The 22995-nt window shown below is 72.8% G+C and carries 20 protein-coding genes; 10 read left to right on the top strand and 10 right to left on the bottom strand.

The window, feature by feature from the left end:
- Window positions 1–102: 102 nt before the first annotated feature.
- On the bottom strand, window positions 103–3093 hold the full coding sequence (gene uvrA / locus IE109_RS02090) for an excinuclease ABC subunit UvrA (protein WP_189548657.1): 2991 nt from the start codon (window positions 3091–3093) through the stop codon (window positions 103–105).
- Between the two features lie 191 nt (window positions 3094–3284).
- On the opposite strand from uvrA, the gene IE109_RS02085 reads away from it, so the two are divergent.
- From IE109_RS02085 to IE109_RS02075, 3 genes are all read left to right on the top strand, one after another.
- The gene (locus IE109_RS02085) at window positions 3285–3968 is read left to right on the top strand and encodes a maleylpyruvate isomerase family mycothiol-dependent enzyme (RefSeq protein WP_189548656.1); all 684 of its coding nucleotides are present in this window, start codon (window positions 3285–3287) and stop codon (window positions 3966–3968) included.
- A 9-nt stretch (window positions 3969–3977) separates the two neighbouring features.
- Window positions 3978–4634 carry an MBL fold metallo-hydrolase gene (locus IE109_RS02080; protein ID WP_189548655.1) on the top strand — a complete coding sequence of 219 codons (657 nt, stop codon included), beginning with the start codon at window positions 3978–3980 and terminating at the stop codon, window positions 4632–4634.
- A 145-nt stretch (window positions 4635–4779) separates the two neighbouring features.
- A complete protein-coding gene (locus IE109_RS02075; protein ID WP_189548654.1) occupies window positions 4780–6066 on the top strand; it encodes an MFS transporter in 1287 nt (428 codons plus the stop codon).
- Between the two features lie 13 nt (window positions 6067–6079).
- On the opposite strand, the gene IE109_RS02070 is transcribed toward IE109_RS02075, so the two are convergent.
- From IE109_RS02070 to IE109_RS02045, 6 genes are all read right to left on the bottom strand, one after another.
- A complete protein-coding gene (locus IE109_RS02070; RefSeq protein ID WP_189548653.1) occupies window positions 6080–6382 on the bottom strand; it encodes a hypothetical protein in 303 nt (100 codons plus the stop codon).
- A gap of 131 nt (window positions 6383–6513) precedes the next feature.
- Window positions 6514–7512, bottom strand: a complete 999-nt coding sequence (locus tag IE109_RS02065; RefSeq protein ID WP_189548652.1) for a TerC family protein — start codon at window positions 7510–7512, stop codon at window positions 6514–6516.
- Window positions 7513–7757: 245 nt separating this feature from the next.
- Window positions 7758–9740 carry a TerD family protein gene (locus IE109_RS02060; protein WP_189548651.1) on the bottom strand — a complete coding sequence of 661 codons (1983 nt, stop codon included), beginning with the start codon at window positions 9738–9740 and terminating at the stop codon, window positions 7758–7760.
- Window positions 9741–9838: 98 nt separating this feature from the next.
- Window positions 9839–10417, bottom strand: coding sequence for a TerD family protein (locus IE109_RS02055; RefSeq protein WP_189548650.1), 579 nt, complete (start codon window positions 10415–10417; stop codon window positions 9839–9841).
- A 136-nt stretch (window positions 10418–10553) separates the two neighbouring features.
- Window positions 10554–12692, bottom strand: coding sequence for an excinuclease ABC subunit UvrB (gene uvrB, locus IE109_RS02050; protein WP_189548649.1), 2139 nt, complete (start codon window positions 12690–12692; stop codon window positions 10554–10556).
- Between the two features lie 102 nt (window positions 12693–12794).
- Window positions 12795–13667 (bottom strand): MHYT domain-containing protein, encoded by an 873-nt coding sequence (locus tag IE109_RS02045; protein WP_189548648.1) that lies wholly within the window; start codon window positions 13665–13667, stop codon window positions 12795–12797.
- Between the two features lie 273 nt (window positions 13668–13940).
- Between IE109_RS02045 and IE109_RS02040 the strand changes: the two genes are divergently transcribed.
- The 4 genes from IE109_RS02040 (at window position 13941) to IE109_RS02025 (ending at window position 17792) form a co-directional block, all read left to right on the top strand.
- The gene (locus IE109_RS02040) at window positions 13941–14483 is read left to right on the top strand and encodes a methylated-DNA--[protein]-cysteine S-methyltransferase (protein ID WP_189548647.1); all 543 of its coding nucleotides are present in this window, start codon (window positions 13941–13943) and stop codon (window positions 14481–14483) included.
- A gap of 101 nt (window positions 14484–14584) precedes the next feature.
- A complete protein-coding gene (locus tag IE109_RS02035; RefSeq protein ID WP_229890486.1) occupies window positions 14585–15847 on the top strand; it encodes an MFS transporter in 1263 nt (420 codons plus the stop codon).
- A 143-nt stretch (window positions 15848–15990) separates the two neighbouring features.
- Entirely contained in the window at window positions 15991–16899 is a 909-nt protein-coding gene (locus tag IE109_RS02030; protein WP_189548646.1) for a pseudouridine-5'-phosphate glycosidase, read from the top strand.
- On the top strand, window positions 16896–17792 hold the full coding sequence (locus IE109_RS02025; RefSeq protein WP_189548645.1) for a carbohydrate kinase family protein: 897 nt from the start codon (window positions 16896–16898) through the stop codon (window positions 17790–17792). Before IE109_RS02030 ends, IE109_RS02025 begins: the two co-directional genes overlap by 4 nt.
- Window positions 17793–17828: 36 nt before the next feature.
- Here IE109_RS02025 and IE109_RS02020 read toward each other — a convergent pair whose 3' ends face one another.
- Both IE109_RS02020 and IE109_RS02015 read right to left on the bottom strand, forming a co-directional pair.
- Window positions 17829–18461: a nucleoside/nucleotide kinase family protein gene (locus IE109_RS02020; RefSeq protein ID WP_189548644.1), complete on the bottom strand. Its 633-nt coding sequence runs from the start codon at window positions 18459–18461 to the stop codon at window positions 17829–17831.
- Between the two features lie 342 nt (window positions 18462–18803).
- Window positions 18804–19475: a winged helix-turn-helix transcriptional regulator gene (locus tag IE109_RS02015; protein WP_189548643.1), complete on the bottom strand. Its 672-nt coding sequence runs from the start codon at window positions 19473–19475 to the stop codon at window positions 18804–18806.
- Between the two features lie 85 nt (window positions 19476–19560).
- Here IE109_RS02015 and IE109_RS02010 point away from each other — a divergent pair, with 85 nt between their 5' ends.
- Window positions 19561–20772 (top strand): pyridoxal phosphate-dependent aminotransferase, encoded by a 1212-nt coding sequence (locus IE109_RS02010; protein ID WP_189548642.1) that lies wholly within the window; start codon window positions 19561–19563, stop codon window positions 20770–20772.
- A 412-nt stretch (window positions 20773–21184) separates the two neighbouring features.
- Here IE109_RS02010 and IE109_RS02005 read toward each other — a convergent pair whose 3' ends face one another.
- A complete protein-coding gene (locus tag IE109_RS02005; RefSeq protein ID WP_189548641.1) occupies window positions 21185–21922 on the bottom strand; it encodes a DUF7873 family protein in 738 nt (245 codons plus the stop codon).
- 59 nt (window positions 21923–21981) lie between these two features.
- Here IE109_RS02005 and IE109_RS02000 point away from each other — a divergent pair, with 59 nt between their 5' ends.
- Both IE109_RS02000 and IE109_RS01995 read left to right on the top strand, forming a co-directional pair.
- On the top strand, window positions 21982–22317 hold the full coding sequence (locus IE109_RS02000; protein WP_189548640.1) for a hypothetical protein: 336 nt from the start codon (window positions 21982–21984) through the stop codon (window positions 22315–22317).
- 1 nt (window position 22318) lies between these two features.
- The gene (locus tag IE109_RS01995; protein WP_189548639.1) at window positions 22319–22987 is read left to right on the top strand and encodes a DUF2293 domain-containing protein; all 669 of its coding nucleotides are present in this window, start codon (window positions 22319–22321) and stop codon (window positions 22985–22987) included.
- Window positions 22988–22995: the final 8 nt, after the last annotated feature.

Here is a 22995-nt window from a genome sequence, read left to right as displayed (position 1 = left end):
GCGTGCGGCCCGGCCTGCCGGGCCGGGCCTTGGCGGGAAGCCCGGTGCCGGCCACCGTCCGGTGCCGAGAGCCCCGCCCTCGGGGGGCGGGGCCCCGCACCGTCAGGACGTGGACCGGGTCGCCCGCTTCCTGGGCTGGGGCGTCTTGGCGGTGGCCGTCTTGCGGGCCGCGCCGTCCGCCGCCGCGACCGTCTTCTTGGCCGCCCGCTTGCGCGCCGCCGGGACCGCCGGGGCCGCGTCGCTGATGCGGTCGGCGCCGAGGATGTCACGGAGGAACTTGCCGGTGTGGCTGGCCGGGACGGCCGCGACCTGCTCGGGCGTACCTTCGGCGACCACCAGGCCACCGCCGCTGCCGCCCTCCGGGCCCATGTCCACGACCCAGTCGGCCGTCTTGATGACGTCCAGGTTGTGCTCGATGACGATCACCGAGTTGCCCTTGTCGACCAGGTTGGACAGCACCTTGATCAGCTTCGAGATGTCCTCGAAGTGCAGACCCGTGGTCGGCTCGTCCAGCACGTACACGGTGCGTCCGGTCGACCGCTTCTGGAGCTCGGAGGCCAGCTTCACGCGCTGTGCCTCACCCCCGGAGAGCGTCGGCGCGGACTGGCCGAGGCGGACGTACCCGAGGCCGACCTCGGTGAGGGTGCGCAGGTGGCGCGAGATCGTCGGGACGGCCTCGAAGAACTCCAGGGCCTCCTCGATCGGCATGTCCAGCACCTCGGCGATGGACTTGCCCTTGTAGTGGACGTCCAGGGTCTCGCGGTTGTAGCGCGCCCCGTGGCAGACCTCGCACGGGACGTACACGTCCGGGAGGAAGTTCATCTCGATCTTGATGGTGCCGTCACCGGCGCAGTTCTCGCACCGGCCGCCCTTGACGTTGAAGGAGAACCGGCCCGGCAGGTAGCCCCGGACCTTCGCCTCCATCGTCTCGGCGAACAGCCTGCGGACGTGGTCGAAGACCCCGGTGTACGTCGCCGGGTTGGACCTCGGCGTCCGGCCGATGGGCGACTGGTCGACGTGGACGACCTTGTCGACCAGGTCGTCGCCGTCCACGCGCGTGTGCCGCCCGGGCACGGACTTGGCGCCGTTCAGTTCGCGCGCGAGGTGGGTGTACAGGATGTCGTTGACCAGCGTCGACTTGCCGGAGCCCGAGACGCCGGTGACGGCCGTCAGCACGCCCAGCGGGAACGACACGTCGATGTCCCGCAGGTTGTTCTCCCGCGCGCCGTGCACGGTCAGCCGGCGTGCCGGGTCCACCGGGCGCCGGACGTCGGGGGTGGGGATGGAGCGCTTGCCCGCCAGGTACTGGCCGGTCATGGACTCGTCGTTGGCCAGCAGCTGCTTCAACGGGCCGGAGTGGACGACCTTGCCGCCGTGCTCGCCCGCGCCGGGGCCGATGTCGACGACCCAGTCGGCCACCTTGATGGTGTCCTCGTCGTGCTCCACGACGATGAGGGTGTTGCCCATGTCACGCAGCCGGACCAGGGTCTCGATCAGCCGGTGGTTGTCCCGCTGGTGCAGGCCGATGGACGGCTCGTCCAGCACGTACAGCACGCCGACCAGGCCGGAGCCGATCTGGGTGGCGAGCCGGATGCGCTGGGCCTCGCCGCCGGAGAGCGTGCCGGCCGCCCGGTTCAGCGAGAGGTAGTCCAGGCCCACGTCGACCAGGAAACGGAGCCGCTCGTTGACCTCCTTGAGCACCCGCTCGGCGATCTTCTTGTCGCGGGCGTTCAGCCTGAGCCGGCCGAGGAAGTCGGCGCACTCGCTGATCGACATCGCGGAGACCTCCGCGATGGACTTCTCCATCACCGTGACCGCGAGGACGATCGGCTTGAGGCGCGTGCCCTCACAGGTGGGGCAGGGCACCTCGCGCATGTAGCCCTCGAAGCGCTCCCTGCTGGAGTCGCTCTCGGCCTCGCTGTGCCGCCGCTTGACGAAGGAGACGGCGCCTTCGAAGGCGGGCGTGGTGTATGCCCTCTCCCGGCCGTACCGGTTGCGGTAGCGGACCTCGACCTGGGTCCTGTGCCCGTAGAGAAGCGCCTTCCTGGCGCGGGCGGGCAGCCCGGCCCAGGGGATGTCCGTGCGGAAACCGAGGGCCTGGGACAGGCCGCCGATCAGCCGCCCGAAGTACTCCTTGGTGTGGCCGTGCGACCAGGGGTGGATCGCCCCCTCGTCGAGGGACCGCTCCTCGTCGGGGACGACCAGCTCGGGGTCGACCTCCATGCGCGTACCGATGCCGGTGCAGTCCGGGCAGGCGCCGAAGGGCGAGTTGAAGGAGAAGGAGCGGGGCTCCAGCTCCTCGAAGGACAGGTCGTCGTACGGGCAGTACAGGTGCTCCGAGTACATCCGCTCGCGCTCGGGGTCGTCCTCGGGGAGGTCGACGAAGTCGAGCACGACCATGCCGCCGGACAGGCCGAGCGCGGTCTCGACCGAGTCGGTCAGCCGGCGCTTGGCGCTCTCCTTGACCGTGAGGCGGTCGACGACCACCTCGATGGTGTGCTTCTCCTGCTTCTTCAGGGTCGGCGGCTCGGAGAGCTGGATGGTCTGCCCGTCCACCCGCGCCCGGCTGTAGCCCTTGGTCTGGAGGTCGGCGAACAGGTCGACGAACTCGCCCTTGCGCTCGCGCACCAGCGGCGACAGCACCTGGAAGCGGCTGCCCTCGGGCAGCTCCAGCACCTTGTCGACGATGGCCTGCGGTGACTGGCGGGAGATGGGCCGGCGGCACTCGGGGCAGTGCGGCTTGCCGATGCGGGCGAAGAGCAGCCTGAGGTAGTCGTAGACCTCGGTGATGGTGCCGACCGTGGAGCGCGGGTTGCGCGAGGTCGACTTCTGGTCGATCGAGACGGCCGGGGAGAGGCCCTCGATGAAGTCGACGTCCGGCTTGTCCATCTGGCCGAGGAACTGCCGGGCATAGGAGGAGAGCGACTCGACGTACCGGCGCTGCCCCTCGGCGAAGATCGTGTCGAACGCGAGGGAGGACTTGCCCGACCCGGAGAGCCCGGTGAAGACGATGAGGGAGTCACGCGGGAGGTCGAGCGAGACGTTCTTCAGATTGTGCTCGCGCGCGCCACGGACGATGAGACGGTCGGCCACGCCGGTCCGCACCTTTCTTGAGAGAAGCGGGGGCACAGCCCCCGTCCCAGACTTTTCCAGCCTACGGGGGGCCGCCAAATGGATGTCTGCCATTCAAGGATGCCTCCACCGAGCGTATAGCACGCGCATTCGATTTCCGGCCATGCTCTGCCACCTTCACCCGATCGAGTGGCGGCGCTAGGGTCAGCAGCATGATCGACCACGCGCATGACCTGACCTCCGTACGCGAGGCGACCGACCGGCTGCTCGGCGCCGCCGCCGGACTCGACGACGACGCCGTCGCCGCGCCGTCCCGGCTGCCGGGGTGGACCCGCGGCCACGTACTGGCCCACCTCTCACGTAACGCCGACGCCCTCGTGAATGTTCTCCGGGGTCGCCCGATGTACGTCAGCGCCGAGGCGCGCGACGCCGACATCGAGCGCGACGCCCCCCGCCCCCTGGCCGTCCAGCTCGGCGACGTACGCGACAGCGCCGCCCGCTTCCAGGCGGAGAGCGAGGTGCCGGCGGACTGGGACCGCCGGGTGGAGCTGCGCAACGGGGTGACCGACCGCGCGGCGCGGCTGCCGTTCCGTCGCCTCGTGGAGGTGGAGCTGCACCACGTCGACCTGGGCATCGGCTACGAGCTGGAGGACCTGCCGAAGGACTTCACGGACCGGGAGATCGCGTTCCTCGCCGACCGCTTCACCGGCCACCCCACCGTCCCCCCGACCCGCCTCGTGACCCCGGGCGGGGAGTGGCGCACGGGCGGTGGCGAGGGCGATGAGGTGACCGTCTCGGGCCCGGCGCCCGACCTCCTCGGCTGGCTGGCGGGCCGCCGCGACGGCGCGGCCCTGGAGGTCACCGGCGGCCCCCTTCCCGTACTGCCCCCGCTATAGGCTGGCTCCATGACGTACAGCGGAGCGGTGAAGGTGGGCGGGCCCGCCGATGTGCACGAGCTGACGGACCTGATGATCTCCAAGGTCGCCGTCGGACCGATGGACAACAACGCGTACCTGCTGCGCTGCCGGGCCACCGGAGAGCAGCTCCTGATCGACGCGGCGAGCGAGCCCGCGACCCTGCTCCGGCTGATCGGTGACGACGGCATCGCGGCCGTCGTCACCACCCACCGCCACCGCGACCACTGGGACGCGCTGGCCGAGGTCGTGACGGCGACCGGCGCCCGGACGTACGCCGGGAGGTACGACGCCGAGGGCATCGACGTCACCACGGACGTCCCCGTCGAGGACGGGGACACCATCCGGGTCGGCCGGGTGGAGCTCACCGCCCGCCGCATGGTGGGGCACACACCGGGTTCCATCGTGCTGGTCTACGACGACCCGCACGGCCACCCCCACGTGTTCACCGGCGACTGCCTCTTCCCCGGCGGCGTCGGCAACACCGGCAAGGACCCCGACGCCTTCGCCAGCCTGATCCTCGACGTCGAGACCAAGCTCTTCGACGCCCTGCCGGACGAGACGTGGGTCTACCCCGGTCACGGCAAGGACACCACGCTGGGCGAGGAGCGTCCGAAGCTCCCGGAGTGGCGCGAGCGCGGCTGGTAGTCGCTCCCCGCGCCTCCCCCGCGCCCCGTAACCCGGGGGCGCCACGGGTAGTTGGCGCGACATGCGCCACAGTCATCGTCCGTGTACGCCCCCGCCTGCACCTCCGCGTACGTCCCCGTCCACGCCTCCCGGGACGCCTCCCTCCATGGTGCGGCTCGCCGCCGCCTCCCTCGCCGGCACCGCCATCGAGTTCTACGACTTCTTCGTCTACGGGACGGCGGCCGCCCTGGTCCTGGGGCCGCTGTTCTTCCCGACGTTCTCGCCGGTCGCGGGGACGCTGGCGGCCTTCGGTACGTTCGCGGTCGGCTTCCTCGCGCGTCCCCTCGGTTCCGTCCTCTTCGGGCACATCGGCGACCGGCACGGACGGCGTCCGGTCATGTTCGCCTCGCTGATGCTCACCGGCGCGTCGACCGTCGCCGTGGGGTTCGTCCCCTCGTACGCCACGCTCGGTGTGACCGCTCCGGTGCTGCTGCTGGTCCTGCGGTTCCTCCAGGGTCTGGGGCTCGGCGGGGAATGGGGCGGCGCGGTGCTGCTGACGGTGGAGCACGCGCCCGAGGGGCGGCGCGCGCTGTGGGCGAGCTTCCCGCAGGTCGGTCCCGCGGTGGGGTTCCTGCTGGCGAACGGGGTGATGCTCGGGCTCTCGGCGGGGCTGAGCGACGCCCAGTTCCGGGACTGGGGCTGGCGTGTGCCGTTCTGGGCGGCGGGGCTCCTGGCGGCCGGCGGGCTGCTGCTGCGCACCTCGCTGACGGAGACGCCGCAGTTCCGGGAGCTGGCCGAGAGCGGCCGGCGCGCGAGCGCCCCGCTGGTGGAGGTGGCACGCGGCCACTGGCGGCTCGTGCTCCTGACGGCCGGCGCCCTGGCGGTCGGGTACGCGATCTTCTACGCGGTGTCCACGTGGGCGCTGGCCTACGGCACCGAGCGGCTCGGCGTGAGCCGGACGGTGATGCTGGTGTGCGTCATGGCGGCGGTGGCGGTCAAGGGCGTGGCGACGCCGTTCGCCGCGATGCTGGGCGACCGGGTGGGGCGGCGGCCGATGTGCCTGGCCGGCTGCGCGGCCGCCGCCCTGTGGATGTTCCCGATGGTGGGCCTGCTGCACACGGCGCGGCCGGTGCTGATGTTCCTCGGGTTCACCGGGGCTCTTCTGGCGTTCATCATGATGTTCGCCGTGGTGGCCGCGTACCTGCCGGAGCTGTACGAGCCCAGGGTGCGCTGCACCGGTGCCGCCGTCGGCTACAACCTGGCGGGCGTCGTCGGCGGGGCCCTCACCCCGATCGTGGCGACGGCTTCGGCGGGCGGTTCGGGGCCGCCGTGGGGCGTGGCCGCGTACCTGACGGCGATCGCGCTGCTGAGCCTCGGCTGCTTCGCCCTGCTGCCGGAGACCCTGCCCTCCAAGTCGGTGACCGGCCCCGCCGTGGAGTCGGCGGCCGCCTGAAGGTCCCGCGGGATCAGCGGAAGTCGTCCTCGCTCACCAGGTCGCAGTCGGTGAACGACGGTGCGCGGGTGCAGAGGCCCGCGATCCGTTCGGCCAGCTCGGTGGTGGCGGGGTCCGCGCTGTTGCGCATCGCCTCCTCGTAGGAGCCGAACTCGACGACCACGAGGTAGCGGTCCGGATTGCCCCTGTCCCGCAGCAGGAGGCGCCGGGCCGGACCGCCGGCCCGGCCGGACATGGCGTCCCTCCGCTCCCGCATCAGCGCCTCCATGTCCTCGATGCGCTCGGTTTCGAAGTCGATGATCTGCGCGAACCGCATGACGTTCTCCGCGTGGGCCGGCCCCGGGGATCGAGGCGCTCACCGACGAGGCAAACACCGGCCGGACCGGCCCGCAATGCGGGCCGGCCCGGCCGGTGCCGTCGCTCCGGCGGTCTCGCGCCGGCCGTCCGTCAGGCCCCGACGCTGTCCTTCCGGACCTTGCCGGCCTCCTCGGCCGCCTCGCGCTCCGCCTGCCTCTTGGAGGCGATCAGGCTGGTGATCGTGGTGATGACCAGGACACCGCAGATGACCGCGAGCGAGACGGGGATGGAGATCTCGGGGACGTGCACCCCGGACTCGTGCAGGGCGTGCAGCACCAGCTTGACGCCGATGAACCCGAGGATGACCGACAGGCCGTAGCTCAGGTGGACCAGCTTCTTCAGCAGGCCGCCGATGAGGAAGTACAGCTGCCGCAGTCCCATCAGGGCGAAGGCGTTGGCGGTGAACACGATGTACGGGTCCTGGGTCAGACCGAAGATCGCGGGGATGGAGTCCAGCGCGAACAGGACGTCCGTGGTGCCGATGGCGAGCATGACGACCATCAGCGGGGTCAGCACGCGCTTGCCGTTGTTGCGGATGAAGAGCTTGGTGCCGTGGTACTTGTCGGCGACACCGAAGCGGCTCTCGATGGACTTCAGGAGGCGGTTCTCCTCGAACTCCTCCTCCGGCTCGTCGGCACGCGCCTCCTGGATGAGCTTCCAGGCGGTGTAGATCAGGAACGCGCCGAAGATGTAGAAGACCCACGAGAAGCTGGCGATGATGGCGGCACCGGCGGCGATGAATATCGCGCGCAGCACGAGGGCGATCAGCACACCGATCAGCAGCACGCGCTGCTGGAGGTGGGTCGGCACCGCGAACTTCGCCATGATCAGGACGAAGACGAAGAGGTTGTCGACACTGAGCGACTTCTCGGTGATGAAGCCGGCGAAGAACTCGCCGGACGCCTGGGACTCACCGAAGAGCAACAGGCCGACACCGAACATCGCGGCGAGGACGATCCAGACGACCGTCCAGATCCCGGCTTCCTTGACCGACACGTCATGGGGCTTGCGCCCGATGAAGAAGTCGACCGCGATCAGGGCGGACAGACCAAGAATGGTCGCCACCCACAGACCCATTGAAACGTCCATTGCGCCTCCGGCGTCGTACGGCTACTGATCAGCGTCGTCGCTGCCGGAGGTCTCTTCCACCCGGGGCCGGCCGGCACAGGTCGCCGGTCGCACCTCGGGCCGGCGCCCCGGGACCGGTCTCATGTCCGACCGTCCGTATTGACGGGCACGCCGCGCACGGGAGTACTCCCCTCCGCTCCAAGAACGTTACCGCAAAGACCAAAGAAAGGTAAAGGGGAGGGTAAAAGAAGAACCAAGTCCGCAGGTCAGCGCCACCGGTGAGGACGGGCGCCGACCACCTGGGACAGGACCTTCCCCAGGACGCCACTGCCCGCCGGCAGCCGGGGCGGCTCGTACGTCCAGGCGTGCCCCACCCAGGGATCGGCGAGGTGGTCGTCCGGGACCGGTGTGAGGCGCAGCAGCGACCGCCAGAGGGGGTCGAGCACCGGCCCGAAGGCACTGGCGTCCTCGCGGTCGGCGATCAGCAGCAGATGCACACCGACCGCGGGGCCCTCGTCCGCCAGGTAGCGCAACTGGGTGACGGCCCGGTCGTCGAAGCCGTGCGGGAAGTCGTTCACGATCAAGAGCTGGTCGGCGGTGTCGAGGTCGGGCGGGAGCGCGTCGGTCGCGCCACTGCCGACGGCCATCCGCACCAGCTCCACGCGCCGGGTGAGGTGGGCGAGGACGGACGACACCCCCTGCGCCCCGGACGCCGGCGGGGCGGCGAGGACCCCGCAGTCCACCAGCGGGGCGAACGAAGCGGCCGCCGCTCCCGCCGGGTCGACCGCATGGACGGCGTACTGCCCGGGCGGGTGGACCGCGAGCAGCCGCGCGGCGTGCAGGACGGCCGTGTCCACCGCCAGCCGGCGCAGCTCGCCGTCGTCCGTCGCCATGGCCGCCTCCGATCCGGACCGGCCGCTGTCGACCCACAGGCCCCGCTCCAGCGGGAGCCGCATCAGCATGGGGATGCGCAGGCCGGGTTGCTCGGGCAGGTGGAGATCGCCCAGGCGCAGCGCCATCGGGGTCTCGCCGGGAACGCGGTAGCCGTGCCAGACCGGGTTGTCCCAGTCCGCGTACGCCACGGGCAGAGCCGGCTCGACGACCTCGGACTCGGCGATGAGCTGCGCGAGGTCGCGGTCGAGGGCCTCCCGGGCCCGGTCGGTCAGCTCGTCGCACTTCGCGCGGGCGGCGGCGCGGGCCGCGTCCCCGGCGGTGCCGATGCGGCTGCGCGGGTCGGACAGGACGCGGTCGAGCTCCTGGTCCATGCGGGACTCGGCGAAGTCGACGGCGCTGCGGTACGCCGCGATGGCGCGGGCCAGGTCCTCGAACATGCCCCAGACCTGGTTGTAGAGCCGCTCGTCCATGGACCACCCGGTGGCGTCACCGGCGACCGGCCGGCCGGGCGGTCCCTGCGGTGCCGGGTGGCCGGGCGGCGCCGGAGGCGCGGCGGCGGCCCCGTCCCGCGGCGCCGGGGGGGCGGTGGCGCGGCGGGGGTGGGCGTAGCTGATGGGCCCGTCCGCGACGGGCTCGGCAGGGGCCCCGGCGGTGGGCGCGGGTCCCGCGGTGGGCGTCGGTCCCGCGGGCGGTCCGGCGGGCGGCGCCGTGTCGCCGGGCGCCGCGGACGCGGTGAGCGAGGCGCCGTGCCGGGCGCAGTCGCCCTCGGCGGTACGCGGGGGCGGGGCCGCGACCGACCGGGTCATCCCGCGGGCGACCGCCCCGTGAATGGTGGCCGCGAGTTCGGCGGCCCGGTCGAGGCCCTGGTCGGCGAGCATCGCGACGAGCCCGCCCGCGTACCCCTGGCCGACGGCGCGCATCTTCCAGGCGCCCTGCCGGCGGTAGAGCTCCAGGGCGACGACGGCGGATTCCGTGTCCAGGCCCGTGATGGTGTACCCGGCGACCTCGGTGCCGTCCAGCGCGGTGACCGCGGCGAACGGCGCGGCGACGGCGCCGAACCGGCCGGGGCCGCCGGCCCCCTCGGGCAGGGCGAGGAGCACCGTCACCCGGTGGGCCGCCTCGGGGAGCGCCCCGAGATCCACGGCGAGCCGGTGGTCGGCGGCCGCCTGCCGGGAGACCTCGATCCCGGGGAGCGCGGGCGAGCCGGGGTGCACGACCCACTCGGGGCCCGGCACCCGGCCGTTGTCGTCGGTGAGCGTGGCGCCGGCGATGACCGGCGCGCCGGCCGACACCCTGATCTCGAGTCGGGTGTGGGGCAGGGGGTGGTTCTGCCCCCGGACCAGCTCGGCCGTCATGCCTCTGTCCCCTCGCTGCTGCGGTGCCTCGGTGTGAACCACAGCTCCCGGCGGCCTGGCCTCCGGGAGCTGCGGGTGGGTACGTGCGGGAGCCGCGTCTACAGGTGCGGCAGGATCGACGGCATCAGGTCCTGGAACGTACGGCCGTTGGCCGGGTTGCCCAGAGCGGTCATCTGCCAGCCGGAACCGGCGCGGTGCACCTTGGCCATGATCTGCGCGGTGTACTGGCCGCCGCCGTCCAGGGTGTAGCGCGCGAGCTCCTGGCCGTTCGTCTCGTCGACGATGCGGCAGAAGGCGTTCTGCACCTCCTGGAACGTCTGCCCGGTGAAGGAGTTCACCGTGAAGACGATCTGGTCGATGTGGACGGGGACCCGCTGCAGGTCGACGAGGATCGCCTCGTCGTCGCCGCCCTGCCCCACGCCGCCCACCAGGTTGTCACCCGTGTGGCGGACCGAGCCGTCGTCACTGACCAGGTGGCGGAAGAACACCACGTCCACGGGCTGCTTCTCGGCGAAGAGCACCGCCGAGGCGTCCAGGTCGACCTCCCGGGTGCGCGAGCCGAACAGACCGCGGCGCGGGGCCGCCTGCCAGCCGAGCCCCATCCGCACCGCGGTGAGAGTACCCCCGTCGCTCTTCTGCAGGCTGATGGCCTGGCCCTTGGTCATGTTGACCGTCACGCGCTGTCCCCTCTCGTTGCCTACCCCCGCGACCGTCTGAAGAGTGCGGTTGGCAGCACCCTACGCAGCGACCGCGGGGCGACAGCAGCCCAGGTCGCCTTTTGTGGCGGTGTTGCAACACAGTGGTGCCCCGGTGTCAGGCGATGCCCGCCTCCTTCATCTGCCGCAGCTCCTTCTTCAACTCGCCGACCTCGTCGCGCAACCGTGCCGCCACCTCGAACTGCAATTCGGCAGCGGCCGCGCGCATCCGCTCGGTCATCTCCTCGATGATGCCCGTCAGTTCGGCCGCCGGACGGTCGCTGACCAGCGCGCCCTTCCCAGCCGCCGCGCCCGCCTTGGCGCCGGTCCGGGTCGCCTTGCCGAGCGACGGAACGGGCGCCTTGGCCCCCTTGCCGTCCTTGGCCTGGCGGTAGCCCGTGCCGAGCAGTTGCTCGGTGTCGACCTCCTCGCGCGCGATGGTCGCGACGATGTCGTTGATCTTCTTCCGCAGCGGCTGCGGGTCGATGCCATGGGCCTTGTTGTACGCGACCTGCTTCTCGCGGCGGCGGTTGGTCTCGTCGATGGCCTTCGCCATGGCGGGGGTGATGGTGTCCGCGTACATGTGGACCTGGCCGGAGACATTGCGCGCCGCACGGCCGATGGTCTGGATCAGCGACGTGCCCGAGCGGAGGAAGCCCTGCTTGTCGGCGTCGAGGATGGCCACGAGGGACACCTCGGGGAGGTCGAGGCCCTCGCGGAGCAGGTTGATGCCGACCAGGACGTCGTACTCGCCGGCCCTCAGCTCCCGCAGCAGCTCGATGCGGCGCAGGGTGTCGACGTCGCTGTGCAGGTAGCGGACCTGGATGCCCAGCTCCAGGAAGTAGTCGGTGAGGTCCTCGGCCATCTTCTTGGTCAGGGTGGTGACCAGCACCCGCTCGTCCCGCTCGGTGCGCAGGCGGATCTCGTGGACCAGGTCGTCGATCTGGCCCTCGGTGGGCTTGACGACCACCTCCGGGTCGACGAGGCCGGTGGGTCGGATGATCTGCTCGACGAAGCCGTCGGAGCGGGAGAGCTCGTACTGTCCGGGCGTCGCCGACAGGTAGACGGTCTGGCCGATCCGCTCCTGGAACTCCTCCCACTTCAGCGGCCGGTTGTCCAGCGCGGACGGCAGCCGGAAGCCGTGGTCGACGAGGGTGCGCTTGCGGGAGGCGTCGCCCTCGTACATGGCGCCGATCTGCGGCACGGTGACGTGGGACTCGTCGATGACGAGCAGGAAGTCCTCGGGGAAGTAGTCGAGGAGGGTGTTGGGCGGGGAGCCCGGCTCCCGGTCGTCGAAGTGCATCGAGTAGTTCTCGATACCGGAGCAGGAGCCGATCTGGCGCATCATCTCGATGTCGTACGTGGTCCGCATCCGCAGCCGCTGGGCCTCCAGCAGCTTGCCCTGCTTCTCCAGCTCGGCCAAGCGCTGTTCGAGTTCCCGCTCGATGCCGTTGACCGCCTTCTCCATGCGCTCGGGTCCCGCCACGTAGTGGCTGGCCGGGAAGACGTAGAGCTCTCGGTCGTCACTGATGATCTCGCCGGTGAGCGGGTGGAGCGTGGACAGCGCCTCGATCTCGTCGCCGAACATCTCGATCCGGACGGCGAGCTCCTCGTACACCGGGAAGATCTCGATGGTGTCGCCGCGCACCCGGAAGGTGCCACGGGTGAAGGCCAGGTCGTTGCGGGTGTACTGGATGTCGACGAAACGGCGCAGCAGCTGGTCCCGGTCGATCTCCTCGCCGACCTTGAGGGGGACCATCCGGTCCACGTACTCCTGGGGCGTGCCGAGGCCGTAGATGCAGGAGACGGAGGCCACCACGACCACGTCCCGGCGGGTCAGGAGCGAGTTCGTGGCGGAGTGGCGCAGCCGCTCGACCTCCTCGTTGATCGAGGAGTCCTTCTCGATGTAGGTGTCCGACTGGGGGACGTACGCCTCGGGCTGGTAGTAGTCGTAGTACGAGACGAAGTACTCGACGGCGTTGTTCGGCAGGAGCTCGCGGAACTCGTTGGCCAGCTGGGCGGCCAGGGTCTTGTTCGGCGCCATCACGAGGGTGGGGCGCTGGAGCTTCTCAATCATCCAGGCGGTCGTCGCCGACTTGCCGGTGCCGGTCGCGCCGAGCAGGACGACGTCCTTCTCGCCCGCGCCGATACGACGGGCCAGGTCGGCGATGGCCGCCGGCTGGTCGCCGCTGGGCTGGAAGGGGCTGACGACCTCGAAGGGCGCCACCGAGCGTTCGATCTTGGAAACGGGCCGCATGCAACCACCGTACGACCCGGCACCGACAGTCGGGGGGCCGAGCGCCGTGCCCGGCCCCGATCGCGCGGTTCCGGCGGGCGCCGGCGGGCCCGTCAGCGGCCGTCAGCGGCCCTCGGCGCGCTCCCGGCGGCGGAGCCCGCGGAACGGCGGACGCCCGGCCGCCGCGCCGTAGGGAGGGCTCTCCCACCCGGCGGACACGGCGGTGCGGGGCGCCGCGAGGGCGGGCCGCCGCCGGTCGCCGTCCCCCGTCACCAGCAGCGGGTCGATCATCACCATGACCCCGGCGAGCAGCAGGAACACCGCCGGGCCGATGAGCATCGGGGCGAGGAGCGAGCTCGCGGCGTCGCCGCCGGCCGGCGTGGCGCCGTCGCCGTGCAGGTGCACGCTGACGGCGGCCATGCCGGTGTAGTGCATCCCGGTGACCGCGACGCCCATGCCGACGCTGCCGCCGAGGCTGGGCAGGAACCCGTGGATCGAGACGGCGGCCCACAGGGCGGAGGTGGCCGCCACGACCGCGATCACGACGGAGAGGGTGACGGTGGGGGTGTCGTACCGGAGCTCGCCCGCCAGTCGCATTCCGGCCATGCCGAGGTAGTGCATGGTGGCGATGCCGAGGCCGGTGATGGTGCCGCCGGTGACCAGGGCCAGCGCGGTGGCGCCCCGGTACCCGACGATGAAGATGCCGATGCCGACCATCACGATCGCCACGGCCAGGCCGGCGAAGGTGGTGGCGGGGTCGTAGCCGATCGGCGTCTCCCTGACGGTGAAGCCGAGCATCGCGATGAAGTGCATGGTCCAGATGCCCGAGCCGATGGCGGTGGCGCCGAGCGCGAGCCAGCCGAGCCTGGGGGCGCCGTGTTTCCGCAGGGACCGGGTGGTGCAGCGCAGTCCCAGGGCACCCCCGAGGCACGCCATCAGGAAGGCGGCCAGAGGTGTGACGAAGCCGTGGCTGAAACCGTCGACCGTGCCCTGCATCCCGTACGCCCTTCACTCTTGGTGCCCCGTCGTCCGGATGTCTCGCGCGCGTGCCGCGGCGCCGGTGCTGCCATGTGTACCGGCTGGTACGGGTGCGAGGCTATGGCGCTTCCGCGGTGGAGCAAACATTCACAGGTGGATTTGTCGACAGAAGTGTTCCGGTCACGCCACGCGTCGGCGGTGTCCGCGTTCCGGCCGCCCCGCCCCGGCCGCCCAGGGGGAGGCGGCCCCGGACGGGCGGCGTTGTCAGTGCCCGGTCGTACCGTGGTCCGCATGGAGAACAACGGGCACCGCGTGGAGTGGGCCGTCGTCGGCAGCGGCATCGGCCCGCTGATGCTCGCCGCGACGGGCGAGGGGCTGGTGAGCGTGTTCTTCCATGCCGACGACGCGGTGCGCGACCGGGCGCTGGACCGGCTGCGCGGGCAGCTCGGCGCGGAGCTCGTCGAGTGCTCGACGGGGCGGCTGGCCGAGCCGATACGCATGCTGGAGGCGTACTTCGCGGGGACGCTGCGGGAGTTCCGGCTGCGTCTGGACTGGTCGCTGACGGCCGGGTTCAACCGGCAGGTGCTGCGCGAGCTGGCGTCCGGCGTGCCGTACGGCTCGGTGGTGGGGTACGGGGAGCTGGCCGGCCGGGTGGGGCAGCCGGGGGCGGCACAGGCGGTGGGTGCGGCGATGGGCGCCAACCCGCTGCCGGTCGTCGTGCCGTGCCACCGGGTGGTGGAGAGCGGCGGGGGGATCGGCGGGTTCGGCGGCGGGCTGGAGACCAAGCGCCGGCTGCTGGCGCTGGAGGGGGTGCTCCCTCAGCCCCTGTTCTGATCCGGTAAGGAAGGCACACTGCTGCGGTGACTACAGACCCCGACATACCCGAGCCGCCGGACCGGGTACGGACCGTCGCCCCGGACACCGGCTCGCCGGCCGTGCGCCGGGGGGCCGTCACGGCCGCCGGGCTGCCCGCCCTGCGGCGGCGGGTCACGGCCGTCCTGATCGCCACGCAGATCCTGGGCGGGCTGGGGGTGGCGACCGGGATCGCCCTCGCCTCCGTCCTCGCGCAGGAGGTGAGCGGCACGGAAGCACTGTCCGGGCTCGCACCGACCGCGATGGTCGCCGGGACCGCGCTGCTGTCGATGCCGCTGGCCGCGCTGATGTCCTCCCGCGGGCGGCGGCCCGGCCTGGTGCTGGCGTACCTGGTCGGCGCGGCGGGCGCGGGTGTCGTGGTGCTGGCCGCGGTCCTCGGGAGCTTTCCCCTGCTGCTGGCCGGCATGGCGGCGTTCGGGGCCGGGTCGTCGGCCAATCTGCAGGCCCGCTTCGCGGCGGCGGACCTGGCGGAGCCGGAGCGGCGCGCGCGAGCCATCTCCACCGTGGTGTGGGCGACGACCATCGGGGCGGTGCTGGGCCCCAACATCGCCGCGCCCGCCGGGCGGAGCGTGGTGGGCCTGGGGATACCGGCGGCGGCCGGCCCGTTCTTCTGGGCGGCCGGGGTGTTCCTCGTGTCGGCGGCGACGGTCGCGGTCCTGCTGCGGCCCGATCCGCTGCTGACCGCGAGGGCACTGGCGGAAGGCACCGAGGAGGCCACCGGGCCCGAGGGCCGGTCACTGCGGGCGGGCGTCCGGGCGGTACGCGAGTCGCCGCGGGCCCGGCTGGCACTGGTCACCGTGGCGGTCTCGCACACCGCGATGGTCTCGATCATGTCGATGACCCCGGTGGCACTGAGCCACCACGGAGCGGACATCACCCTGATCGGGCTGGTCATCAGCGGTCACATCGCGGGCATGTACGCCTTCTCGCCCGTGATGGGCTGGCTGTCGGACCGGCTCGGGAGGTTGTCCGTGATCGGTCTGACGGTGGGTCTGCTGGCGCTCGCCGCGCTCCTGGCCGGTACCGCCGGGGCCAGTCACGGCCGCACCGCGGCGGGACTGTTCGTGCTGGGCCTGGGATGGTCGGCGGGACTGGTCTCGGGGTCCGCGCTGCTGACCGACTCCGTGCCGCAGGCCGCCCGGGCGGCGGTGCAGGGCCTGTCGGACCTGACCATGAACACGGCGGCGGGCCTGGGCGGCGCGGGCGCCGGCCTGATCGTCGCCCAGGCGGGCTACGGCCGGCTGAACGCGGTGGGCGCGCTGCTGCTGATCCCGCCGGCCGTCCTCCTCCTCCTCCGGCGGAAGTCCCCGGACACGACCGGCTGACCCGGCACCGGCGTGGCGCGCCCGTGCGCGCCGGGGCAGGGGCGGTGTGCCGGGTGGTGCCCCGGGCACGGGTGCGGAGCGGTGGCGTGGGCGAAAAGCCGTCCGGACGTTTGCACGGGCCTCCGCCGCGCCAGGGATGGGACATGCCGGAGACCACAGTGACGCTGTCGGAAGAGGTGCGGGAGGCGCTGGCCGAGCGCCGGCCGGTCGTCGCCCTGGAGTCGACGATCATCGCGCACGGCCTGCCCCGCCCCCGGAACCTCGCGGTGGCAAGGGAGTTGGAGGACCTCGTACGGGCCGGTGGGGCCGTTCCGGCCACGATCGCCGTGCTGGACGGGGTGGCGCGGGTGGGCCTGGACAAGGACCAGGTGGAGCGGATCGCGGCCGGTCCCGGCGTACGGAAGCTGGGTCACCGCGATCTGGCGCCCGCCCTGGCCGCCGGGGCGAGCGGCGCCACCACCGTGTCCGCCACCGCGTTCCTCGCGGCGCGGGCCGGCATCCGGGTCTTCGCGACCGGCGGGCTGGGCGGGGTCCATCGTGAGTGGGCCCGGGCCCAGGACGAGTCGGCCGACCTCCGGCTGCTGGCGCGGACCCGGATCGCGGTGGTGTGCGCGGGGGTCAAGTCGATCCTCGACGTGCCGGCGACGCTCCAGCGGCTGGAGACGCTGGGCGTGGGCGTCCTCGGGTACGCGACGGAGCACTTCCCCGGCTTCTACCTGACCTCCTCCGGTGAACCGGTCGACTGGACGGTGAGCTCGCCCGAGGAGGTGGCGGCGGTGATACGGGCGCAGGACGCGCTGGGCGGCCCGGAGGCGGCGCTGGTCGTCGCCAACCCCGTACCGGAGCGGGAACAGCTGGACCCCGGACTGCACGACCGGGTCCTCGCGCGGGCGCTGGCCGAGTGCCGGGAGCGGGGGATCACCGGGCAGGCCGTGACGCCGTTCCTGCTGGAGTACCTGATGCGGCACACCGGCGGGGCGTCCCTGGAGGCCAACCTCGCGGCGGTGCGCGGCAACGTGCGGCTGGCGGCGCGGGTCGCGGCCGCGCTGTGAGCGGCGCGCTGCTGGTCGTCGGGGACGTGGTCACCGACGTGGTGGCCCGGCACCGCGCCCCGCTCGCCCCGGCCACGGACACGGCCGCCGAGATCCGGACGCTGCCGGGCGGCGCGGGCGCGAACGTGGCGTGCTGGGCGGCGCGTGCGGGCTGCGCCGACGTGCGGCTCCTGGGGCGGGTGGGCACCGACGACCGGGCGGCCTGGCACGAGGAGAGGCTGCGGCTCGCGGGGGTGCGGCCGTCGTTGGTACGGGACGCGGGCGCGCCGACCGCGACGGTGGTCGTCCTGGTCGACGCGGCGGCCGAGCGGACGTTCCTCACGGACAGCGGCGCGGCGTTCCGGCTCGCGCCTGGCGACTGGTCGCCAACCCTGCTGGACGGTGTGTCCCACCTTCATCTGTCCGGGTACCTCTTCTTCGCCGGGGTCAGCCGCGAGACGGCGCGGCTGGCCCTGGCGACAGCGCGTGAGCGGGGCGTGCCGGTGAGCGTGGACCCCGCGTCGGCGGGGTTCGTGGGCGAGCTGGGCGTGGCTCCGTTCCTGGCCTCGGTCGCCGGCGCGGACGTCTTCCTGCCCAACGCAGGCGAGGCCGCGCTGCTGACGGGCCTGGTCGGTCCGGAAGAGGCCGCGGCGGCGCTGAGCCGCCGGTTCCCGCTGGTGGCGGTGACGACCGGCGCGGCGGGCGCCCTGGTGGCCGAGGCGGGGCGGGTCGTCGCGCGGGTCGCGGCCCCCGCGGTCCGGGCGGTCGACTCGACCGGGGCGGGGGACGCGTTCACCGGCGCCTTCCTGGCGGCCCGCCTGTCCGGCGCCGGCCCGGTCGCGGCGGCGGAAGCCGGGTGCCGCGCCGGCGCGGTGGCCGTCACGGTGCTGGGCGGCCGCCCGCCGGCAAGCTGACGCGGGCAGGGGGCCGGGGCGGGTACGGGGCCCCGGTCAGGGCAGGCCCGTCCAGGCGGGGTGGCGGGGGTCGTCGGCGCGGACGACGACGTCGGCGGCCTCGGCCGGGGCGACCTCGGCCTCGTACCGCCGGAAGGCCGGGAGCGTCCACGGCTGGTCCGTGCGGCGGGCCAGCGCTCCGGGCGACAGACGCAGGTGGACCGTCAGGTCGAAGGGGAACCAGTGGCCGAGCAGTAAGGGGCCGTGCAGCACCAGGACCCCGCCGGGGGCCAGCGTCCGGTACGGACTGCGGGTCGCCCGGTCGGTGACCGGGTCCCACAGGTCGGGCAGCACCTTCCCGCTGCCGCCCGGCTCCAGCGGGCCGAAGACCTCCCGCCACAGCGCGCCGGTGTCGAACCAGCCGCTGTAGTACGTGTCGGGGTCCTCCTTGCCGTACTCGTACCGCAGCGACGCCGGCCGCAGGAACCCGCCCGTCCCGACGGCCGCCACCGCCCGGCCGCGCAGCCTGAGGGCCTCGGCCAGCAGCCCGGCCGGCCCCTCGGGACGGGCGGCGGGCGCGCCGTCGACGGCCACCTTGAGCCACGACCCCCCGTCGGCCGGAGCCAGGCCGTCCACGTGGGCGGCGACGGCGTCGGTCAGGCGTTCCCAGGTGATCGGTTCGAACTTCACGCCCCCATGCTGCCCGAGGACGGGGCGGGTCGACCTCCGCGCCGGCGCCCACGGCCGCCTCGACGCTTCGTCGACAACGGCGCCGTCGTGGGCGCCGGCCGCCGCCTGGGCCTCCGCACCCGTTCCTCCACGGCGCCTGGGCCGGGCGCCCACCTCGTCGGGCCGTCCCGCTGACCCGGGGCCGCGGGGCCCGCGCCGCGAGCGGCGGGCGGCGTGGCTCGTCGGCGTCGCTGCGGGCCGTGTCACCGCTCGCCCCGTGACGGTCCGCCATGACAGCGCCCCCGCTCCCCCGCCGGCCGCGTCCTGGCGACATGGCGCCGCCGACGCCCGCCGCCCCGGCCGCTACGCCGCCCCGGACGTGACGGCACTCCCGCCGCCCAGCCCGGCCGCGAAGGCGTCCCCGACCGCGCCGACGACCTCGACCCGCCCGGTGGCCACGCCCTCCGCGACCGAAAACGCTCCGCGCGCCACGGCCAGGCACGTGGCCGCGTCCATCCGCAGCCGCAGGTCCGGCTCCGGGGCGGCGGGGCCGTCGGCGTACTCCGCCGCGCCGCCGTCACCGCCCACGCGCGCGTGGAACGTGCCCTCGTCGAGCCGGACCTCGACCACCCCCGGTCCGGTCGCCGCCGCATCCAGGGCGGTCAACAGCGGGATGGCGAACCAGTGCGCCCGCACCGCGTCCGTGGGGCGGGGCGCCTCCAGAGCCGGGAGCCCCCAGGCCGCCAGGGCGCGCAGCACGGGGAGCAAGCCCCTCCCCCGGTCCGTCAGTTCGTACACGTGCGCCGAGGCGGGCGGCGGGAGGCGGCGACGGGTCACCAGGTCGTCGCGCTCCATGTCCTTCAGCCGCGAGGCGAGCATGTCCGTGCTGACACCCGGCAGATCGGCGTGCAGATCGGTGTAACGGCGCGGACCGGCGAGCAGTTCGCGCACGATCAGCAGGGTCCAGCGATCCCCGACGGCGTCCAGGGCACGGGTGGCGGCGCAGAACTGGTCGTAGCTTCGTCGACGTGGCATGCGACGCAGTCTAGACAACTTGTTGGACTTTCCAAGCTCTTACTTGGTAAAACCAAGCAACACCACTTCTGGGAGGTCGCGCGCTATGGAGTTCCGGCAGTCGAGCAAGCTCAGTGAGGTCTGCTACGAGATCCGCGGCCCCGTGATCGAGCACGCCAACGCATTGGAGGAGGCGGGTCACAGCGTGCTGCGCCTGAACACGGGCAACCCGGCGCTCTTCGGCTTCGAGGCTCCCGAGGAGATCGTCCAGGACATGATCCGGATGCTGCCCCGGGCCCACGGCTACACCGACTCCAAGGGCGTCCTCTCGGCCCGCCGCGCCGTGGCCCAGCGCTACCAGGCCCTCGGCCTCCCCGATGTCGACGTGGACGACGTCTTCCTCGGCAACGGCGTCTCCGAACTGGTATCCATGGCCGTCCAGGCCCTCCTGGAGGACGGCGACGAAGTCCTGATCCCCGCCCCCGACTTCCCCCTGTGGACCGCCGTCACCACCCTCGCCGGCGGACGGCCCGTCCACTACCTGTGCGACGAGTCCGCCGACTGGTACCCGGACCTGGACGACATGGCCTCCAGGATCACCGACCGCACCAGGGCCGTCGTCATCATCAACCCCAACAACCCCACGGGGGCGGTCTACCCCCGTGAGATCGTCGAGGGCATCCTCGACCTCGCCCGCCGCCACCAGCTGATGGTCTTCGCCGACGAGATCTACGACCAGATCCTGTACGACGGCGCCGTCCACCACACCGCCGCCTCCCTCGCCCCCGACCTGGTCGTCCTGACCTTCTCCGGGCTGTCCAAGACGTACCGCGTCGCCGGCTTCCGTTCCGGCTGGCTGGTCGTCACCGGCCCCAGGCAGCACGCGCGCGACTACCTGGAAGGGCTCACCATGCTCGCCTCCATGCGCCTGTGCCCCAACGCGCCGGCCCAGTACGCCATCCAGGCCGCCCTCGGCGGCCGCCAGTCCATCCACGAGCTGACCGCCCCGGGCGGTCGCCTCCACGAGCAGCGCGACAGGGCCTGGGAGAAGCTCAACGCCATCCCCGGTGTCTCGTGCGTCAAACCCAAGGGCGCGCTGTACGCCTTCCCCCGCCTCGACCCGAAGGTGCACCGCATCCACGACGACGAGAAGTTCGTGCTGGACCTGCTGCTGCGCGAGAAGATCCAGGTCGTCCAGGGCACGGGCTTCAACTGGCCCCGCCCGGACCACTTCCGCATCCTGACGCTCCCCCACGCCGACGACCTCGACGCGGCCATCAGCCGGATCGGCCGCTTCCTGAGCGGCTACCGCCAATAGCGCCGACGACCCGGCTGCATCACCCGGGGGTCCTGGCCCCGGAAACGGGAGCGGGCCCGGGGGCGTAGCCGGCCCCCGAGCCCTGTGGTCACCGCTCACATCACACGCCGGCGCGGTGGGACCCGGATGAATCTCATGTCGCCGCGTCCTGCCTTTGGACGACCGCGCATCGAGCTGCGCGGGCCGGAGTCGAACCGGCATTTCGGCGCACCGGGTTCCGGGCCCGGTCGTTCCGGCGATGAGCGGCGAATGCTGAGTCTGGAGCAATAGTCTGAGTCTGAGGGCGGCCCCTCACGGGGAACCGCTCCGTCACGACAAGCTTCAGCTTCAGCTTTGCGCTCCTCGCGCACCCCGGCCCTACGGTGCGTACGGCCGGGGAGTCCAGTGGGTGTGCCGCTGTGCCGGGCGCGGGCTACCCGAACAGGTAGCCGAACACGGCGTCGCCGACGCGCTGGTCGGTGACCTCCGCGCTGTTCGCCTCCTCGCGGGCGAACTTCACCGCCTGCTGGAGCTTGTCCACCCGCTCCAGCAGCTCGTTGACACGCCGCGCGGGCAGCGCTCCGGAGAACTTGACGGTGGTCCAGTACCCGACGGGCACGTCCTCGTAGTACACCTCGACCTGGGCCGGGTGCTTGTCCGTCGCCTCGGCCTTCACATGATTGCGCGGCACCTTCTTGGTGCGCACCGTCCGTACCGGCTCCGTCTTCCAGGCGTCGGTCGACGGGTCCTGGCTCCAGGACTCGGCGGCGTCGAGCACTGGCAGCTTACGGAGGAAGCCGGCCATGTCCGCCAACTGCTTCTCCAGGAAGAGGAGATACGCGACCGGCGCGCCGGCCACCAGTACGCGCCCGTCGACGACGACGTCCGCGCGGGCCTCGCAGTTCGCCCAGTCCTTGGTGGCGGTGACGTCGAACAGCCTCGTCAGCGTCTTCGCCGTGTCCCGCAGCACGTCCTCGGCCTTGACCTGCACGAGGGTGGACTCGGGCGGCAGCTGCTCCCCCTCCTCGTCCTTCGGCTGGTACGTCCGGGCGATCCCGGCGAGGAGCGCGGGCTTCTGCAGCCCGTGCTGCGCAGCGGCCAGGTCCTGCTGCGCCTTGGCCTTGACGCCCTTCTCGACGGCGATGATCTGATTGAGTCGTGTCGTTGCCACGGGGGAATTGAAGCAGTACCGGCGCGCCCCGCTCGAACGATTTTCGGGAGTACGGATCGATGGAGACGACGGTCCTCACGGTGATCGGCACCCTGCTCGGCGCGGTCGTCACGCACCTTTCGCAGGGCCGGGCGGTACAGCGCGCCGCCGCCCTGACCGGGGCCGAACAGCTGCGCCGGGAACGGATTTCGACGTACAGCGCCTTCGCGGACGCCGTCGACGAGTACCGGCGTGCGCGAAACGCCCGCTGGTACCGGCGCAACGGCGGCCGGGCCTTCGAGGTGACGCACCGCATGCACGAGGCGCGGGACGAGGCGGAGCGGGAGCGGCGCCCGGAGGCGGACGTGGCGGCGCTCGCCTCGTTCACCGAGGCCGCGGCACCGGGCGTGCGCTGAGATGGCGGGCCAAGGGGTGCCGGCGCCGCTGGTGGTGATCGTGCCGCTCAAGCGCCGCCACTGCGCGGAGTGCCGCGGCGGGCCCCTCCCCCGGCTCGTCCTGGAGTTCCACGCGCCCCTCTGTCTGGACTGCGCCGACCTCGGCCACCTGGTCTACCTGCCGCGTGGCGACGCGGCGCTGACCCGCCGGGCCCGGGAGGCCAGCGGGCTGTGGGCGGTGGTGGTACGCCACAACCGGCGCCGTACGCGCTACGAGCGCCAGGGCATCCTCGTGGAGGAGGCCGCCCTCGCGCGGGCGGAGTCGGCGTGCCTGGCCGACGCCGAGGCGCGGGCCCGGCGGCGGGCCCGGGACGCGGAGCGGCGGGCCGCCGAGGACGTACGGTTCCGGTCCGCGCTGGCCGCCGAGATCCTGCGCCTGTTCCCCGGCTGCCCGCCGGAGCGGGCGGCCGGGATCGCGGCGCACGCCGGGGAGCGCGGAAGCGGCAGGGTCGGGCGCACGGCGGCGGGGCGGGCACTGGACGAGGGCGCGGTCACGGCGGCGGTGCGGGCGTCGGTCCGGCACCTCGACAGCGAGTACGACGCGCTGTTGATGCGCGGTGTCCCCCGCCGCCAGGCGCGTACCCGCGTGGCACCGGTCATCGAGTCGGTGCTGGCCGCCTGGCGGCGGTGACCTCCGGG

Source organism: Streptomyces lavendofoliae (assembly GCF_014649735.1).
In the GTDB taxonomy this organism is placed as follows: Bacteria; Actinomycetota; Actinomycetes; order Streptomycetales; family Streptomycetaceae; genus Streptomyces; species Streptomyces lavendofoliae.
The sequence above is the reverse complement of the archived record's forward strand: the minus strand, read 5'-3'. Positions and strand labels throughout refer to the sequence as shown.

Coding starts and splice junctions, on each gene's coding strand:
- IE109_RS02070 (WP_189548653.1), bottom strand. CDS start 6,382: ATGCGGTTCGCGCAGATCATCGACTTCGAAACCGAGCGCATCGAGGAC.
- IE109_RS02015 (WP_189548643.1), bottom strand. CDS start 19,475: ATGCCACGTCGACGAAGCTACGACCAGTTCTGCGCCGCCACCCGTGCC.
- IE109_RS02000 (WP_189548640.1), top strand. CDS start 21,982: ATGGAGACGACGGTCCTCACGGTGATCGGCACCCTGCTCGGCGCGGTC.
- IE109_RS02010 (WP_189548642.1), top strand. CDS start 19,561: ATGGAGTTCCGGCAGTCGAGCAAGCTCAGTGAGGTCTGCTACGAGATC.
- IE109_RS02030 (WP_189548646.1), top strand. CDS start 15,991: ATGCCGGAGACCACAGTGACGCTGTCGGAAGAGGTGCGGGAGGCGCTG.
- IE109_RS02045 (WP_189548648.1), bottom strand. CDS start 13,667: ATGCAGGGCACGGTCGACGGTTTCAGCCACGGCTTCGTCACACCTCTG.
- IE109_RS02085 (WP_189548656.1), top strand. CDS start 3,285: ATGATCGACCACGCGCATGACCTGACCTCCGTACGCGAGGCGACCGAC.
- IE109_RS02065 (WP_189548652.1), bottom strand. CDS start 7,512: ATGGACGTTTCAATGGGTCTGTGGGTGGCGACCATTCTTGGTCTGTCC.
- IE109_RS02080 (WP_189548655.1), top strand. CDS start 3,978: ATGACGTACAGCGGAGCGGTGAAGGTGGGCGGGCCCGCCGATGTGCAC.
- IE109_RS01995 (WP_189548639.1), top strand. CDS start 22,319: ATGGCGGGCCAAGGGGTGCCGGCGCCGCTGGTGGTGATCGTGCCGCTC.
- IE109_RS02060 (WP_189548651.1), bottom strand. CDS start 9,740: ATGACGGCCGAGCTGGTCCGGGGGCAGAACCACCCCCTGCCCCACACC.
- uvrB (WP_189548649.1), bottom strand. CDS start 12,692: ATGCGGCCCGTTTCCAAGATCGAACGCTCGGTGGCGCCCTTCGAGGTC.
- IE109_RS02075 (WP_189548654.1), top strand. CDS start 4,780: ATGGTGCGGCTCGCCGCCGCCTCCCTCGCCGGCACCGCCATCGAGTTC.
- IE109_RS02040 (WP_189548647.1), top strand. CDS start 13,941: ATGGAGAACAACGGGCACCGCGTGGAGTGGGCCGTCGTCGGCAGCGGC.